The organism is Citrobacter sp. JGM124 (assembly GCF_018257795.1).
In the GTDB taxonomy this organism is placed as follows: Bacteria; Pseudomonadota; Gammaproteobacteria; order Enterobacterales; family Enterobacteriaceae; genus JGM124.
Map to the genome: position 1 here is coordinate 1 of NZ_JAERJD010000002.1, position 16,462 is coordinate 16,462.

Sequence of the window (16,462 nt, forward strand, 5' to 3'; positions counted from 1 at the left end):
AAATTGATTGGTTCATTGCAACTTGTCTCCAATTAAGAAATCCAGCGCGGCATCCATGCGGATATGAGGCAACGGGCAGATGAAAGAGATCACGCCCGTGAGTTACTCAATAGTCAGGGTATGGGTAAAGCGTATGCATTTTGTGAAAAACTGGCCCAACAGGCGGGGCTGGATAAGAGCCACCCGGCTTTGCAACGCTTTGAAAATGCACTGCATGAAACACATAATGACCGCGAAGTCGTGACTATTTACGCCCAATGGGTACAGCCAGTGCTTGATGAGCAGGCGCGCCGGGAAATTAGTCGTTCTGCTGCTGAATCGGCAATGATGATTGCTGTCAGCCCATTAGCACTGGTCGATATGGCCTTTATTGCCTGGCGTAATATCAGGCTGATTAATCGTATTGCTGCAATTTATGGTATTGAGCTGGGGTACTTCAGCCGCATCCGATTATTTCGCATGGTATTAGTGAATATTGCCTTTGCCGGGGCCAGTGAACTGATTAGCGACACGGGGATTGAGTGGATGTCTCAGGGCATTACCGCGCGTTTCTCCGCGAGGATAGGCCAGGGATTAGGTGCGGGTCTGTTAACAGCGCGTCTGGGGATTAAGGCCATGGAACTTTGTCGACCGCTGCCATGGCTTGAAGATGACAAACCCCGTTTGGGGGACTTCCGTAAACAGCTTATCGGTCAGTTAAAAACGGTGATCAATAAAGCAAAAGTGAAGGTCCCCGCAGGCAGGGAACAAGAGTAGAACAGAAAGACTGAGCCTTTTCCATAATGGATGTTTTCATTGCCAGTTCGCTGTCAACTATTCATGACACGCTACTGTTGGCAAGGGCTAAACTAAGGTATTATCGGCTAATCGAATATTTTCAGTATGAAATAAGGTCACCTGCATGCGTCTGGAAGTTTTTTGTCAGGATCGTCTTGGTTTGACTCGCGAACTGCTTGATCTCTTGGTATTGCGTAGTATCGACCTGCGCGGTATTGATATCGATCCTATAGGGCGTATTTACCTTAATTTCACTCATCTCGATTTCGAGGCATTCAGCCGCTTAATGGCTGAAATCCGGCGTATTCCCGGGGTGACTGATGTGCGCACTATCTCATGGATGCCTTCAGAGATGGAACACCGTGCGCTGGGTGCTCTGCTGGAGGCGCTCCCGGAACCTGTGCTGTCCCTGGACTTAAAAAGCCGTATTGAACGAGCAAACTCAGCCAGTTGCAAGCTGTTTAATTTACCCGAAGATCGCCTGCGTAATAGCCAGATTGCCTCACTGATCAGTGACTTTAATTTTGCGCGCTGGCTGGAAAGTGCCCCCCAGGAATCACACACCGAATACCTGGTGATCAATGGCCAGCATTTCCTGATGGAAGCCACGCCGGTCAACCTTGAAGACGAGGAGGGCATTGCTGTACTGATTGGTGCCGTGGTCATGCTGCGATCCACTGTGCGGATGGGACGTCAGCTTCAAAAACTGTCTCATTATGATATGGACGCCTTCAATTCTATTGTTGCGGTCAGCCAGAAGATGCGCCACATAGTCGAACAGGCACGTAAATTGGCGTTACTGAATGCACCACTGCTAATTGTGGGGGAAACGGGCACGGGCAAAGATATGTTTGCCAATGCCTGTCATAAAAGTGGCCCGCGGGCGCAAAAACCTTTCCTGGCATTGAATTGTGGCTCAATCCCGGATGATGTTATTGAGAGTGAGCTCTTCGGCCATGCTGCCGGAGCCTATGCCAATACTCAGGAAAGCAAGAAAGGCTTCTTTGAACAAGCTAACGGCGGCTCGGTACTATTAGATGAAATTGGCGAAATGTCCCCACGAATGCAGACCAAATTACTGCGTTTTCTTAATGATGGAACATTCCGCCGGGTAGGGGAAGATCACGAAGTAAATGTTGATGTTCGGGTCATCTGTGCCACACAGAAAAATCTTGTTGAACTGGTACAGAAAGGGCTGTTTCGTGAAGACCTCTACTACCGGCTTAATGTGCTGACGCTAACGTTACCGCCGCTGCGCGATTGCCCGCAAGATATTATGCCGCTCACTGAACTGTTTGTGGCGCGCTTTGCTGATGAACAAGGGGTCGAGCGTCCCAGACTGGCGCCAGATTTAAGTCGTTTACTGACACAGTATGGCTGGCCGGGTAACATTCGTCAGCTAAAAAATACCCTCTATCGTGCATTGACCCAGCTTGATGGCTATGAATTACGTCCTCAGGATATTGTCCTGCCAGATTTTGATTCCACCCATATTGCCGCCGGGGAAGAAACGGTTCAGGGTTCACTGGACGAAATTATTGGACGTTTTGAACGTTCAGTGCTGACTCAGCTTTACCGCAGTTACCCCAGTACGCGTAAGCTGGCAAAACGACTTGGAGTGTCCCACACGGCCATTGCCAATAAATTGCGTGAATATGGGCTGGGCCATAAAAAAGGTGAAGAGTGAGAGTGAACTGAATAAAAAAGAGGGGGAGCGTTCGCTTTCCCCTCCTTAATTATTATCGCACTGAATTTGAAAGTTTATTAAGCTTTCAGCGCTTCGAGCGCGGCTGCATAGTCTGGCTCGGTGGTAATTTCATTCACCAGCTCGCTGAAGATGATTTCATCTTGTTCATTCAATACGATAACAGCGCGCGCTGTCAGGCCTTTCAGTGGGCCTTCTTCCAGACTTACACCATAAGTTTGCTGGAACTCAGGGTTACGCAGAGTAGAAAGGGTCACCACATTGTTCAGACCCTCTGCACCACAAAAACGGGACTGAGCGAAAGGCAGGTCGGCAGAAATACACAGAACAACTGTATTATCAAGGCCCGTTGCCAGTTCGTTGAATTTACGTACAGATGCCGCGCAAACACCGGTATCAATGCTTGGGAAAATATTCAAAACTTTGCGTTTCCCGGCATACTGGCTCAGTGATACATCGGAAAGATCCTTGGCAACTAAGGTGAAGGGGGCTGCTTTGCTACCCACATTTGGGATCTGACCAGCAACTTTTACTGGGTTACCTTGGAAATGAACGGTTTGTGACATGTCAACTTTTCCTTTTACATTGAATTAACACCTAAAACAGTGTATTCCAGGATTCAATGAATGAATATAAAAAACTTATGTAAAAGTTAAAACTCCCTGTTGTGACGCCCGGAACTTGTCATTATATCGCCAGTTTGCAGCAGACTGCTCTTGCTGACCCTGCGAGAGTTTATCAGGCTCACATACACGCCTGTCCATCATGGCGGTTGTTAAAAAAGAGGAAGCATGAGAAGAGTTAAGGCCTATCCACAAAGCTTTCCGCTACATACTCCTTTTATTATTGCTCGTGGCGCACGGAATGAAGCTGTTGTGGTCGTGGTGGAGGTGAGTGAAAACGGCGTTCATGGGAGTGGTGAATGTACCCCATACCCTCGTTATGGTGAGAGCCCTGAGCAGGTTCTGGCGCAAATTCACGCAGTTATTCCGGCGATAGAACAAGGTATCACTCGTGAGGCGCTCCAGACAGTGATGCCCGCAGGGGCTGCGCGTAATGCGGTTGATAGCGCATTATGGAGCCTTGAGGCAGCAGCAGCCGGGTCGACTATTGCTGCATTGGCAGGGAGCAGTTTACCGGGACAGCTGACCACAGCTCAAACCGTCAGTATTGGTACCCCGCAACAGATGGCGAGCTCCGCAGCCAGTTTGTGGCAAAATGGGGCCTCGTTGTTAAAGATAAAACTGAATAACGAACAAGTTGATGAACGTATCTCGGCGATCCGTGCTGCGGTTCCTGATGCGGTCTTGATTGTCGATGCCAATGAATCCTGGCAACCGGATGGACTTTCACAGCGTTGCCAGCGGTTAGCAGAGTTAAATGTCGCCATGCTGGAACAACCCCTCCCGGCGAGTCATGACCATGCACTTGCCCTGTTTCCTCATCCGTTACCGATTTGTGCGGATGAGAGCTGTCACACCCGCGACAGCCTTAAAGGGCTACAGGGGCATTACGACATGGTGAACATAAAACTGGATAAAACGGGGGGGTTAACCGAAGCATTATTGTTAGCTCAGGCAGCAGAAGAGCAGGGTTTTGGCATTATGGTCGGTTGCATGCTTTGCAGTTCCAGGGCTATCAATGCCGCACTGCCCCTGGCTGTGAGTGCGCGTTTTGCTGATCTTGATGGCCCTACCTGGCTGAAACATGATGTTCAGCCAGGGCTAGTCTTTAACTGCGGTTCACTTGTCTTTAAGTCGCGGGCCAGCGGAGTAAACGGGTCATCGGGCTGAGGTAATTTTCACAGGCCAGGTCTGCCGAGATGGGCGGAAACTCTGCAGTGATACAATGCAGGCCACGTTCAGCACACCAACTGCCAAAAGAACCGGGTGTTTCATATCCTACATGGCTTACTAGCGGCAGCTGAAATTCTGCAGCCAGCCAGTGGCCAAGGTCAGAATTCCTTTCATCCTCAATACAACCCAGTGGGTCATGAAATGATACGACCCATGCGGGTTGCAATTCATTGATTAATTGGCAGAGAGCTAGAGTTTCTGGCTCAGAGGCCGGTGCATGCCCCGTCGACAGGAGAACATCTCGCTCATCGGCCTGGCTATTCCAGCGATACACCGTGTCGCCACTTTGCCAGTTACTACTGGCAAAGTTACGATTAAGATCCACACCATTCACATTTGCACGCAGCCCAAGCTGGCAACCATCAGGGTTAACCGCCAGCACCACGTGGTGATGGCGAGCATGTGGTTCCAGGGTTCGCAGTGCACAAGATAGCGTCACCATCGCGGCATTCTCATCCCCATGAGTGCCAGCAATAATCAACCCTGCCGCGGGGTGGGTTACCGTGGCAGGAAAATAGAGCAGTGGGGCGCCGAGTACTGAACTGCCATATTGTTTACAGCCAGGAGGCAAATGACCTCGCTGGTGACGCGGGCGGGTGAGAGACATAATCATCCTTATAAGGGAACCCAGGAACTGGTGTTGTGTGAGTTATGTTTTACCAGAACATAAGCTTAAGCAAGTCAATAATAGGCAGTCAGACACCTTGCGTCATCATCACGCACGAATCAGAACAAAAAGAAGATAACCTGAAAATAGGGCGTGACTTGCCAGCTATCCAGCTATTTTTAGAGATGTGACAGTTTCTGTAGAATTAACGTCCTGAACCAGGCTACATTAACTGACACTTCTTTTTCGCGCATAAAGCTGATATGGATAGAAAAAATGATGAAAATGACCCTTCGATTTAGTGGTTGCGCACTGACCCTGGCTGCACTGATTCAACCCTCTCTGGCGGCGGATGTTCCTGCCGGAACGAAACTGGCTGACCGTCAGGAGTTAGTTCGGCACATCAAGGATGAGCCTGCCAGTCTTGACCCGGTTAAAATTGTTGGCTTACCTGAAATCCAGGTAATTCGTGATCTGTTTGAAGGCCTGACTAATCAGAATGAAAAAGGGGATATTGTTCCCGGTGTCGCTACACAGTGGCAGAGTAATGACAATAGAACCTGGATCTTCACCCTGCGTGACGATGCACGCTGGTCGGATGGCACACCGCTAAAAGCGGAGGATTTTGTCTATAGCTGGCGGCGGCTGGTTGATCCGGCAAACAGCTCCTCCTTCGCCTGGTTTGCGGCCCTTGCGGGCATACTCAATGCACAGGATATTATCGATGGTAAAATGCCCGTCGATAAACTGGGGGTGACGGCCCTTGATGATCACACTTTACGTATCCAGTTAGATAAACCTGTTCCCTATTTTCCCAGTCTGGCGGTGAATGCTTCACTCTATCCTGTGCCACAGCATATTATCGAAAAGTATGGGAATGAGTGGACTAAACCGGGCCATTTAGTGGGTAATGGAGCCTACACGTTAAAAGACCGTGTAGTGAATGAGAAACTGGTAGAAGTGCGTAATCCCCATTATTGGGACAATGATAAAACAGTCCTGAACAAGGTCACTTTTATTCCTGTTAACCAGGAAACGGCAGCCACTAAGCGCTATCTGGCCGGGGATATCGATATTACGGAGTCATTCCCCAAAGCGCTATATCATAAACTGCTGAAAGATATTCCGGGGGAAGTCTATACCCCCCCACAGTTGGGAACCTATTACTACGCGTTTAATACCGAAAAGGGACCTACGGCAGATACCCGGGTGCGCCAGGCACTGAATATGACGATTGATCGCCGGATACTGGCTGATAAGGTCTTAGGGACGGGTGAAAAACCCGCCTGGCACTTCACGCCGGAAGTCACAGCAGGTTTTGTCCCTGATCCTTCCCCCTTTGAAGAAATGAGTCAGGAAGAGCTCAATGCTCAGGCGAAAATGTTATTACGTGCCGCAGGATACGGGCCTGATAAACCCCTGCATCTCACATTGTTATATAACACGTCTGAAAACCACCAAAAGATTGCAATTGCGGTGGCAGCAATGTGGAAGAAAAATCTTGGTGTGGACGTTAAACTCCAGAACCAGGAGTGGAAAACCTACATTGACAGCCGTAATACCGGCAATTTTGATGTGATACGAGCGTCCTGGGTTGGGGATTATAATGAACCATCAACCTTTTTAAGCCTGCTCAGTTCTACCCACAGCGGCAATATTTCACGCTTTAATTCACCTGCCTATGACAAAATACTTAATCAGGCGACCCTTGAAACTACCGATAAAGCACGTAACCAGGATTATAATCTGGCTGAAAAAATATTGCTGGAACAAGCACCGATAGCGCCTATTTATCAGTACACCAACGGCCGGCTGATTAAGCCATGGTTAAAAGGTTATCCAATAAATAACCCGGAAGATGTTGCCTATAGCCGGACAATGTACATTGTGGAACATAAATAGAATACGTGCCCCAGCTTACCTGTACTAACCGCATAGAAATTCAGCAATGGCGCGGCTTACCGCGCCATTTTCTATTTTTAACCATTTATTTCCATAGCTGAAAGACGCATTTTTTGACGGTGTTTTTTTCTAAATGGATACCATCAATGCTAACCGACACTAAGTTTAATAGCCTGAAATACCTGTAGAGTTACAGACCTTGAAGGTCTGTATGTTTCTGTCAGCCCGGCAGCGAGTTGAGGCCAAAAAACTTGTAGCAAATGGAGTACGATCCAGGAGAGTGATGAATACTTCTCTACGTATGGGAAACGGTGGCTCAAGGGCCGGGCAGTGGCGTGCAGTGACACACTAAATCACTCTGTATCGGATACCGCCACACCAGTAATGATTTCAGACAGTTATTGTGGAAATATCAGGTAAAACAGAGTCTGAATTGCCGGGATAATAGCTTGATAGAACGGTTCTTCCGAAGCCTGAAAACGGGGGGAGTACCGGATAATGACTATATCAATTTTAGTGAGGCCATTACGGTGATAACAAATTACATCATGAGGCCTTACAGCCAGCTCAGACCCCATCAGTATTCCGTGGCCAATTTTTTTTGACCATTACAATCTTATGAAAGAGTCTAAGAGTCAGAACCTACATTTTGCTGACTTGCCTCATTCTGTTCTTTTATTTCCGCCGCCACCGAGGATGTAAGGAGTGATATTGCTTCAGAGTTAAATCCTTTAAACTTTATGACTCGCTTGGTTACTTTTTTCCCTTCAGCGTGTGCCCCAAGGTGAAGGGCGTCCCCATCAGATTTAGCACCTAAACCACCCGATCCAGATACATCGTAAAACTCCTCTATCTCAACTTCTTCTGCGATGAGTATTCGTTTGGCTATAGATAACTCTTGTTCAACCTTGGCTTGTTCAGAAAGGATATTAGCAGTAATACTGGCTTTAACGGCTGCTTCACTAAGTTGCTCAGGCGTGGTGTTTTCATTAGAGGAGGAAGAGGAGAAAGCATCAGCAGCTGCCTTGAGTGCCATCTCAAGCAAGTACCCTGTTGGGTTGATGGCTGCTTTCGCTATTTCAAAATAATTCATTTTTTAATCTTCTCTGCGCTGTGGGGTGAAAACTATCAATTGACCATTAACGGCAAAGTATAGCGCTAACTTTAGTTAAGAAAGACGAATCATGCTGATGAAGTGCCGGCTCAGATGTGGCAGCTCGCCACCTTCAATGCAGTAGCCTTTCACCGTATCATCGTGGTGCCTGCTGATATTATCGGGTCTCTGGTCCTCATTACCCGTGGCGTGATGTGGTTGAGTGCTATGAGGTTATTGCAACGTCTGAAGGTAACGAACGGGTAAAGCCTCCGCAAGCTACAGGCAACCACGGTTATGACCACAACAGGGGGGACTCGGTTACCCTTCCGGGAACATATTCAGTATGTCGGAAGCGCTCTAATGGCCTTTTTTGTCGGGTTACTTATCAGCAGCCCGGCATTTTCAGGGTAAATAAGGGACGTTACAGGCCCAGCTCAGACAGACCCGGATGGTCATCAGGACGGCGTCCTGACGGCCAGTGGAACTTACGCTCGCTTTCTTTAATGGGCATATCGTTAATACACGCATAACGGCGATGCATCAGGCCATCTTTACTAAACTCCCAGTTTTCGTTTCCATAAGAACGGAACCAGTTGCCGCAGTCATCATGCCACTCATAAGCGTAACGGACGGCGATTCGGTCACCATCGAATGCCCACAACTCCTTGATGAGGCGATACTCCTGTTCTTTTTTCCACTTACGCTCAAGAAACCCTCGTGCCTCTTCGCGATTGTTTACAAATTCCGTACGGTTACGCCATTTTGTCTCCAGAGAGTAGGCGAGTGACACCTTTTCGGCATCACGGGTGTTCCACCCGTCTTCGGCGAGTCGTACTTTCTGAATTGCGGTCTCGCGGGTGAACGGAGGGAATGGTGGACGCAGATGTGAGCCTGGCATAGTAGTACCTCAAGTGAAGTTCGATCGTTCGGTTAATTTTACGCCAACATAACTCAGGCCTTATCACAGGACCTGTTTGAGTAGCAGTTGAGCGACAGATTTGGCATCGTCGGCTGCGTTGCTGTCACCCATCACCCGTGACATGGTGATCGCGCCTTCAACAAGCAGGAACAACTGTCTGGCGAGATCCAAAGGCTGCTCTGTGTTCAATTGCCTGGTAAGTTCAAATATGTAATCCAGTAATTTCTGCTTGTGTCGCCTGGCAATCTGGCGAACAGGATCAGAGGAGTCACTGACCTCACCGGCAGTATTGATAAACGCACAGCCACGATATTCTGCAGACGTAAACCAGTTTTTCAGTACAGTGAACATATTCAGGATGCGCTCGTGTGGGGTATTTACCTTATCGCACTCAGCCCTGAACCATGCGAGCCACCTGATATCACGAGCGCTCAGGGCGCCTGCAGCCACGTCCTCTTTATTTGCGAAATGGCGATAAATCGTCTTCCTGGCCACGCCTGACGTCTTCACCAGGAGATCTATGCCTGTTGCATGGATGCCGTTTTGGTAGATAAGCCTTTCGGCAGTCGCGAGAATGTTATCTCTTGGGTTAGTCGTTTCTCTGTTCATGAAGTAATGGTAGAACGATCGTTCTACATCATCAAGTGGCAGATAAAAAATGTAGCTCTTTAGTAAAGGCATTCATTAAAATCAGCGATATGAGGGGCACATTTATCCCTTATTCCTGCTGGCGTGAGGCTTGCTCTCGTTTACTTGAACATCCGTGTTTTTGGCTGACGGATACCTGCCTCAAGGACATCAGAGAATGGCAAGCTTTCAGGAATGAAATGGGGTGACAGGCTTGGTTGGGAATACCACGACAGATGATAACGGCTCACTTTCCCTGGCAGGGAGGCGCTATACCGCTCTCCCTGCAACCCGGGCATCAGGTTTGCCGGGCCACGCCTTGCCGTGGGTACTGTGTTCCGCTCAAAACAGGCATCGCCTCGCGCATCATTGCCAGGAAGAGCGTCAGCTTTACCGGGTAGTACCGGGCATATGGATATACCAGATATACAGGCAATGGGGGAGCATGCCACTCAGGAGTCAAATGGATAAGCGTACCCTGGGCGATATCCTCTTCAACGATCCATTCGGAGGTGATACCTATCCCGATGCCGTTTAATACCGCGTTACGTAAGGCATACAGGCTGTCTGTCAGTAGCTGTGGTTGAATATCAAAAGGATATTCCGCATTTGTCGATCCGTGTGTCAGAGTAACATTGTGCCGGTAGAATGTGCTCAGGGCTATCCAGGGGAGTGTCTGTAGTTGCTGAGGATGCTCAGGAAAAGGACGATTCTGCAGGAGTGCAGGTGCGCCGATGACAATGCGCGGGACTTCTGCAACCAGTCGGGCCACTACTGTCGGGTCCGTCAGGGCGCCGACATGTATCGCGCAATCAATATCTTCCGCCAGAAAATCGGGCGTTCTGTCACTTAACATCCATTCAACAGTGATGTGCGGATAACGTGCAAGGAAACGCTGCAGGTGCACAATCATCTGGTCTTGCCCGAAGGCGTGGGGTACCAGTACACGGAGCGTACCCCGGGGTGTCTCAGAGGCACCGAGCAAATCATCCTCAATCATTTGCCAGCTTGCCAGTAAGGCACTGGCATGTTGATAGCACCGTTCACCTTCTTCCGTCAGCTTCATCTGATGGGTTGTTCGTTGAATCAGTTTTAGTCCCAATAGTTGTTCAAGCGTCTTCAGACGGCGGCTGATCGTTGGCTGGGTCATGCCGAGTAATAGTGCAGCAGCGGACAGGCTGCCTGCATCAACGATGCGCAGAAAGGTCTGCATCAGTTCTATACGGTCAATGCTGTTTATTTGTTTTTTGTTCATACGCGTATCGTATAACTATTTTACCTGCCAGGCAGCTACCGATTAAGGGAAAATCAGAGAAGAATGGCCTTCTCATTCAACATCACCTAAAACTGGGAAATTGCGTCATGTCGACAGCATCTCGTCCTCTATCAGATGAACACACCATATCACCTGCAACGGTATTAACGCTTGCCGCCGGGGCAGGGTTCAGTGTGGCCTCTATTTATTATAACCAGCCTATGCTGGAGATCATTACCCGTCATTTACAAACCAGTGTCAGTACAAGCGGATTAATTCCGACACTGACGCAGGCGGGTTATGCCCTTGGAATACTTTTTCTTGCGCCACTGGGGGATCGTTATGACAGGCGGACTCTGATTTTGATTAAAGGGATCCTGCTGACGCTTGCGCTATTCATGAGCGCAGTGGTGAGTTCAGTATATCAGTTACTGGTTGCGAGTCTGGTTGTTGGTATTGCGGCAACACTGGCCCAGGATATTGTACCAACAGCGGCACATCTGGCACCGGCCAGCCAGCGGGGTAAGGTGGTTGGCTCTGTGATGACGGGGTTATTGCTGGGGATATTATTGTCGAGAGTCGTCAGCGGTTTTGTTGCCCAGTATGCCGGGTGGCGTAGTATGTTTTTGATTGCCGCAGGGCTGGTATTGCTGATGACGCTGATACTCTGGCGGCGGCTGCCTTCCCTCGTTCCGGCTATGCGGATAAGCTATCCTGATCTGCTGATTTCAATGGGAAAACTCTGGCAACGCTATCCTGAACTGCGGCAGGCAACACTTGCTCAAGGCGTATTATCGGTTAGTTTCAGTGCATTTTGGTCTACACTTGCGGTGATGTTACATACTCAGTTCGGAATGGGAAGCGCGACAGCGGGGGCATTTGGGCTGGCGGGTGCGGCAGGTGCCATGGCGGCGCCAATGGCGGGGCGCCTGGCTGATCGTCATGCACCAGAGAAAATAGCATTGCTGGCTGCTGGACTGGCAACTCTGGCCTTTGCCGTATTGTTTATGCAGGCGCTTCTGCCAGTCTATGGTCAACTCATTTTACTGGGATTGTCTGCTGTACTCTTTGATTTCGGTGTTCAGGCTTCGTTAGTCTCTCACCAAACCCTTATTTTTGGTCTGGAACCTGCTGCCCGTAGTCGCCTGAATGCGCTACTTTTTACCGGCGTTTTTATCGGAATGGCCATAGGCTCCGCACTGGGTAGTGCGGTGCTGGCATGGTGCGGCTGGTATGGGGTCATTATACTGCTGTCGGGAGCGGCATTAGCGAGCGCGATTATCCGTATGATTCCGTCCCGTCATTCTCATACAGCGTAGTTTCCACAGCGTTATTCACAACTGAAAGAGAAATACCTGCTACCGATTATCCGGGTAGTCCGTTGTAAGCTTGAATCAATACGAAGGCGAGGGAAGGGGGGCTTATATTTATCGTGTACAGGAAATCTGCGGTATAACGTTTTAACAGAACGTATCTGTATACGTTATATCGCAGGCGTTTAGAAATAAGGGCATGAATATCAAAAAAGTATTGGTTTTATGATTTATTATCTAGACCGTTTCTTTCCGATATTCCAGGTATTGATCTATGACAGCTAAACAAATTTCAGCACTGCTGTTTTGCACATTTACAAAATCTTTTTTGTTGGCAGCCAGAACAATGAAGGAAGGTAGCGTATAAAGATCTACTTTACTTGCATCAACACCATTTTTTATTGCTTTACTCCATTGTTTTTTTCCAGCATCCATCAATTCTTCAAGCTGATGTATTCTGAGAAAACCGTTTTTATCCAGAACCATTGCGCCTGTAAATAAGTCGGCAAATTCATGACTTTTAAGTGGGATGTGATTCATGTCTGTATCATCCCATCTTAACATCGGGATTTCAGAGCCTAAATACTTATACCACATGAGGTTAAATTCTCCCCACTGGTCTGCGGGTATGACATGATAGCTGAACAGTTTATTTGCCATCAGCTGACTAAAGCCCAGCATATTATTTAAGTCACCTATTTTTAAATTACTAAGCTCTTCATGCTCCTTCATTTTGTTGGCAATGTATTGCCCGGTAGACATACCGTAAACATCATAAAACAACCATTTCTGGATAATATCCTGATCTGATTGATTAGCCAGATAATGTTTCTGATCTTCCAATAAAGATGATTCCTCTAATACAATACTTCTTGCCACCATTCTCTCTCTGTAGGATTGTTGGGAGTCCTCGGCACTCGTATTATGGATATACTTTGCAACAGCCGGGAGTAAGTATTCTTTTCTTATATTATTTTCAGAGTTATATGCCAGTAAACCATTTTCTTTAAGAAGGGCGATAACTCTGGCATCATTGTCAAACAGAGTGTGAGGATCTGTACCTCTTATATCGCTGTAGTATTGATAAGGCGCATCAGTTTTTCGAGTGACTGGATGCATAGAAGGTACAAAGAAATCGGTTTTTTCAGTGGTTATGGGTGGGAATCTTTTTTCAGTTATATTATTACGTAATGAATTAGAAAGCGGTGCTACGGTCATATTTTTTGTGGCATCCACATAATGACGTAAAGCGAATGCCCCAGCGGCGGCAGAGCCGAGCAGAATACTGATACTTAATAGTATATTTTTTTTACTTGCGGAAATTAACGGTGAGGCGGCAACATGTTTTTCGCGTGACTGGATGATATTATAGCGATTTTCAGCTTCACATTGAACATCATGATCAATCTGGATAAGTTCTTGATCAGGTATCGATTTTGTCTCCGCTAAACTGTTCATCTCTTTTGATTCGCTGTCTTTTTGCCTGTTATAATACAGGCTCCATTGCCCAGTACATTTATTTGATGATGAACTGGCTGAGTCCAGGTTGTTACCAATCGATATTCTAATGGGTTCATTTTTTTTAATTGTGGCGTTATAATCAAGGTCACTATTTAAAAAAAGCTGATTAGATATTTTAGGCATAGGGCTTCCTTATTAATTAAATGTGTATTAGTCTGGCTTTATTTTGGCATGCAATTATTCAATTAATGCGTTTATATTGACAAGGTACAGTGTTGGTTCTGTGTTGTAATATTTGTCATTAATGCCTTGATATATTCACATGTTAATGGCAGGTGATATATCAATTTCCAACAGTGCAGGTGCTTGCTATTGACATTGCCAGCAGGAGGCAGATGTATGAAAGTTATTTCATGAGTCACTGTCTTTTATTATGGATTAAACCCATTTCATAGATCTGCTATTCTATTTGAAGTTTTATTATATGCACATTATAATTAACTGTGGTATTGCTTCGTGCCTTTTTAAAGTGATGCGTATTGTTGTGATGTTATATGAAAATAATTTTTATTAGAGGATGGTGATGAATAATATAAGAAAATATACTATACCGTTAGATGAAAATTCAGTAGAGAGCATGGTTGATTTGAGTAAATTGTTAGAGGCTCACGCATCTGTTTTTAGCGGGACTATTTTATCTGCATACGGTGGGGATATTCGCTACGCCATCGTGGATGACTCATTTACCATAACCAATATCTCGGCTGAGAAAATAAATTACTGTTGCAAGATAAATTATTTTGCGCCTTGTAATGGGCAGAATGAGGTCTTTGAAGGAAAAGGGGAGGTAAGTTATAACATAGTGAATAATAAAATAATATTAGAACTTGATGAAACACTATGGAATGTGGACTGAGCAGATAAACATCCGCGGATCATCCGGTGATGCTGTTTTGAATAACAGGGGGCGATCAACAGCCCCCGGTTAAAATCAGGAAAGCTTGTCGACAGAGACGGATACTTCATACCCTAAAAGATATAATGCCTGTTCCAGTGTTTCCACCTTGGAAGCATGCTCAACATCTAACAGCCGATCAATCTGCGGGCCTTTCTGATTCAGTTTACGCGCTAAATCAGCCTTGCGTGTACCCGTGTTAATCATGGCGTTATGTAGCGCTATTTTCAAACAAGTAAGCACAGGTAAATGGAGACGAATATCGGTTTCTTCGCCCAGTGATGCTACTGGAACGGGAATGCGTGATTCTATTAACTCAGCAATAAAGCTCGTTAGCCCATCTTTTGCTTCCAGCTCAATATCATCTTCTGTCAGAGCGCTGGAATAAAGATCATTAAAATCACGATAGCTGATCTCATACTCACCTGTTTCTTCGTCAAAAGCTACCGTAATGGGATACCTGAACATATATTAACCTTATTGTTATTGCATCAGCCATGGGCTGATGATTGAAAGACAAAATTTCATCATATAATACGTTATCTATTTAGCGTGGCGGTATCTTTGCCATTTCAGCCCGGCAGGCATGCGGGGGCTTTCCGCTAATGGCAAAAGGGCCACAATACTAATCCTGAATATATGACCCAGTAATTCAGTGTAGCACAGTGATTAACAAAAATGTTTTATAATGATACATTAATGTTGTTTTATGGGGTTTGAACCACGTTTTATAAGGCTCTCATTTGCTCATCAGAGAAGCATTACCATGAGATAAAATATCCACGATATGGACCGGTATTTTTACTAATATATTGATCTTGTTAATCAGCTTTTCACGGGCAACAGGCTGCATTTAACATTTTTTATAACAAAACAACCGATGTTGCGCTGTCACAAGCTATTGCCTTACGGTTGAAGAGCGCTAGACTATGAAAAACAGTATCCCGAATAAGGATGATGGTAGTGGGTGTGATTAAAGGTAGCGAATTAAATGTGCCAGATGCGATCTTTGCCTGGCAATTGAATGGTAAAGGCGGTGCTAAGCCTGTCGATAACGACAGTATCATTGATAAGGAGCACCCCTGCTGGCTACACCTTAATTATACTCAACAGGATAGTGCAAACTGGCTGCTTAATAGCCCATTAATTCCAGACAGCGTCCGTGATGCTTTGACGGGAGAAAGCCTTCGGCCACGTGTATCCAGACTGGGGGAAGGCTCTCTCATCACGCTGCATTGTGTGAACGGTGGTACAGAAGAGCGCCCCGAGCAAATGGTCGCCATGCCCTTGTTTATTAATGACACAATTATCATTACCACCTGTGAGCGTACTATTTTAGCACTGGATGATGTGATCAGTGATCTTTCCACTAATGTAGGGCCTACGGACAGTGGAAGCTGGCTGGTAAGTGTGTGTGACGCACTGACTGATCATGCCAGTGATTTTGTTGAGCATTTGCACGATAAAATTATTGATCTTGAAGACGATCTACTCGACCAGAAAGTTCCACCCCGCGGCAGTCTTGCATTGCTGCGCAAGCAGCTAATTGTCATGCGTCGCTATATGGCTCCCCAGCGTGATGTTTATGCCCGTCTGGCAAATGAACGTATCAGCTGGATAAATGATGACCAGCGTCGACTCATGCAGGATGTGGCGGACAGGCTGGGGCGAAGAGGGTTGGATGAAATTGACGCCTGTATTGCACGAACCGCGGTGATGACAGACGAAATCTCGCAATTAATGCAGGAAGCGTTAGGCAGACGTACTTATACCATGTCGCTTATGGCTATGGTTTTTTTGCCCAGTACGTTTCTGACCGGGTTATTTGGTGTCAACCTCGGTGGTATACCGGGTGCGGAATGGACATTTGGCTTCGGGCTATTTTGTGCGGCGTTGGTTATCATCATTGGCTGTGTGACGTGGTGGCTGCATCACAGGAAGTGGATATAAGCCGGGGATGTGTGATTTTTTGTATAAACCCTTTTTTAA

At 46.8% G+C, this 16,462-nt stretch carries 15 protein-coding genes and 2 pseudogenes; 8 read left to right on the forward strand and 9 right to left on the reverse strand.

The features are described 5' to 3' along the window. Positions 1-63: 63 nt before the first annotated feature. Both JK154_RS02575 and tyrR read left to right on the forward strand, forming a co-directional pair. Positions 64-756, forward strand: a pseudogene (locus JK154_RS02575) (TIGR01620 family protein); the annotation flags it as partial. Positions 757-901: 145 nt separating this feature from the next. Then, positions 902-2,464, forward strand: coding sequence for a transcriptional regulator TyrR (gene tyrR / locus JK154_RS02580; RefSeq protein WP_211990955.1), 1,563 nt, complete (start codon positions 902-904; stop codon positions 2,462-2,464). A gap of 77 nt (positions 2,465-2,541) precedes the next feature. On the opposite strand, the gene tpx is transcribed toward tyrR, so the two are convergent. Next, positions 2,542-3,048 (reverse strand): thiol peroxidase, encoded by a 507-nt coding sequence (tpx, locus tag JK154_RS02585; protein ID WP_211990957.1) that lies wholly within the window; start codon positions 3,046-3,048, stop codon positions 2,542-2,544. A gap of 225 nt (positions 3,049-3,273) precedes the next feature. Between tpx and ycjG the strand changes: the two genes are divergently transcribed. After that, a complete protein-coding gene (ycjG, locus tag JK154_RS02590) occupies positions 3,274-4,275 on the forward strand; it encodes an L-Ala-D/L-Glu epimerase (RefSeq protein ID WP_211990958.1) in 1,002 nt (333 codons plus the stop codon). Here ycjG and mpaA read toward each other — a convergent pair. Beyond that, positions 4,235-4,945, reverse strand: a complete 711-nt coding sequence (gene mpaA / locus JK154_RS02595) for a murein tripeptide amidase MpaA (protein WP_211990960.1) — start codon at positions 4,943-4,945, stop codon at positions 4,235-4,237. The two genes, ycjG and mpaA, sit on opposite strands and share 41 nt — an antisense overlap. 279 nt (positions 4,946-5,224) lie before the next feature. Here mpaA and JK154_RS02600 point away from each other — a divergent pair, with 279 nt between their 5' ends. Next, the gene (locus JK154_RS02600; protein WP_211991336.1) at positions 5,225-6,847 is read left to right on the forward strand and encodes a peptide ABC transporter substrate-binding protein; all 1,623 of its coding nucleotides are present in this window, start codon (positions 5,225-5,227) and stop codon (positions 6,845-6,847) included. A gap of 374 nt (positions 6,848-7,221) precedes the next feature. After that, positions 7,222-7,434, forward strand: a pseudogene (locus tag JK154_RS17690) (IS110 family transposase); the annotation flags it as partial. Between the two features lie 41 nt (positions 7,435-7,475). On the opposite strand, the gene JK154_RS02605 reads toward JK154_RS17690, so the two are convergent. The 5 genes from JK154_RS02605 to JK154_RS02625 all read right to left on the reverse strand — a co-directional run bounded on the left by JK154_RS02605 (position 7,476) and on the right by JK154_RS02625 (position 10,744). Further along, complete coding sequence (locus JK154_RS02605; RefSeq protein WP_211990961.1) at positions 7,476-7,940, reverse strand: hypothetical protein; 465 nt, start codon at positions 7,938-7,940, stop codon at positions 7,476-7,478. A 424-nt stretch (positions 7,941-8,364) separates the two neighbouring features. Further along, positions 8,365-8,841 carry a nuclear transport factor 2 family protein gene (locus JK154_RS02610; RefSeq protein WP_211990962.1) on the reverse strand — a complete coding sequence of 159 codons (477 nt, stop codon included), beginning with the start codon at positions 8,839-8,841 and terminating at the stop codon, positions 8,365-8,367. 63 nt (positions 8,842-8,904) lie between these two features. Next, on the reverse strand, positions 8,905-9,471 hold the full coding sequence (locus JK154_RS02615; protein ID WP_211991337.1) for a TetR family transcriptional regulator: 567 nt from the start codon (positions 9,469-9,471) through the stop codon (positions 8,905-8,907). A gap of 140 nt (positions 9,472-9,611) precedes the next feature. Next, positions 9,612-9,788 (reverse strand): hypothetical protein, encoded by a 177-nt coding sequence (locus JK154_RS02620; RefSeq protein WP_211990963.1) that lies wholly within the window; start codon positions 9,786-9,788, stop codon positions 9,612-9,614. Beyond that, positions 9,788-10,744: a LysR family transcriptional regulator gene (locus tag JK154_RS02625; protein WP_211990964.1), complete on the reverse strand. Its 957-nt coding sequence runs from the start codon at positions 10,742-10,744 to the stop codon at positions 9,788-9,790. Before JK154_RS02625 ends, JK154_RS02620 begins: the two co-directional genes overlap by 1 nt. Before the next feature lie 107 nt (positions 10,745-10,851). Here JK154_RS02625 and JK154_RS02630 point away from each other — a divergent pair, with 107 nt between their 5' ends. Beyond that, on the forward strand, positions 10,852-12,063 hold the full coding sequence (locus JK154_RS02630; RefSeq protein WP_211990965.1) for an MFS transporter: 1,212 nt from the start codon (positions 10,852-10,854) through the stop codon (positions 12,061-12,063). Between the two features lie 231 nt (positions 12,064-12,294). Here JK154_RS02630 and JK154_RS02635 read toward each other — a convergent pair whose 3' ends face one another. Next, positions 12,295-13,701, reverse strand: coding sequence for a hypothetical protein (locus JK154_RS02635; protein WP_211990966.1), 1,407 nt, complete (start codon positions 13,699-13,701; stop codon positions 12,295-12,297). Positions 13,702-14,101: 400 nt separating this feature from the next. On the opposite strand from JK154_RS02635, the gene JK154_RS02640 reads away from it, so the two are divergent. Further along, positions 14,102-14,434: a hypothetical protein gene (locus JK154_RS02640; RefSeq protein WP_211990967.1), complete on the forward strand. Its 333-nt coding sequence runs from the start codon at positions 14,102-14,104 to the stop codon at positions 14,432-14,434. Positions 14,435-14,509: 75 nt separating this feature from the next. Here JK154_RS02640 and JK154_RS02645 read toward each other — a convergent pair whose 3' ends face one another. Beyond that, the gene (locus tag JK154_RS02645) at positions 14,510-14,941 is read right to left on the reverse strand and encodes a hypothetical protein (RefSeq protein WP_211990968.1); all 432 of its coding nucleotides are present in this window, start codon (positions 14,939-14,941) and stop codon (positions 14,510-14,512) included. A 495-nt stretch (positions 14,942-15,436) separates the two neighbouring features. On the opposite strand from JK154_RS02645, the gene zntB reads away from it, so the two are divergent. Continuing rightward, positions 15,437-16,423 carry a zinc transporter ZntB gene (zntB, locus tag JK154_RS02650; protein ID WP_211990969.1) on the forward strand — a complete coding sequence of 329 codons (987 nt, stop codon included), beginning with the start codon at positions 15,437-15,439 and terminating at the stop codon, positions 16,421-16,423. Positions 16,424-16,462: the final 39 nt, after the last annotated feature.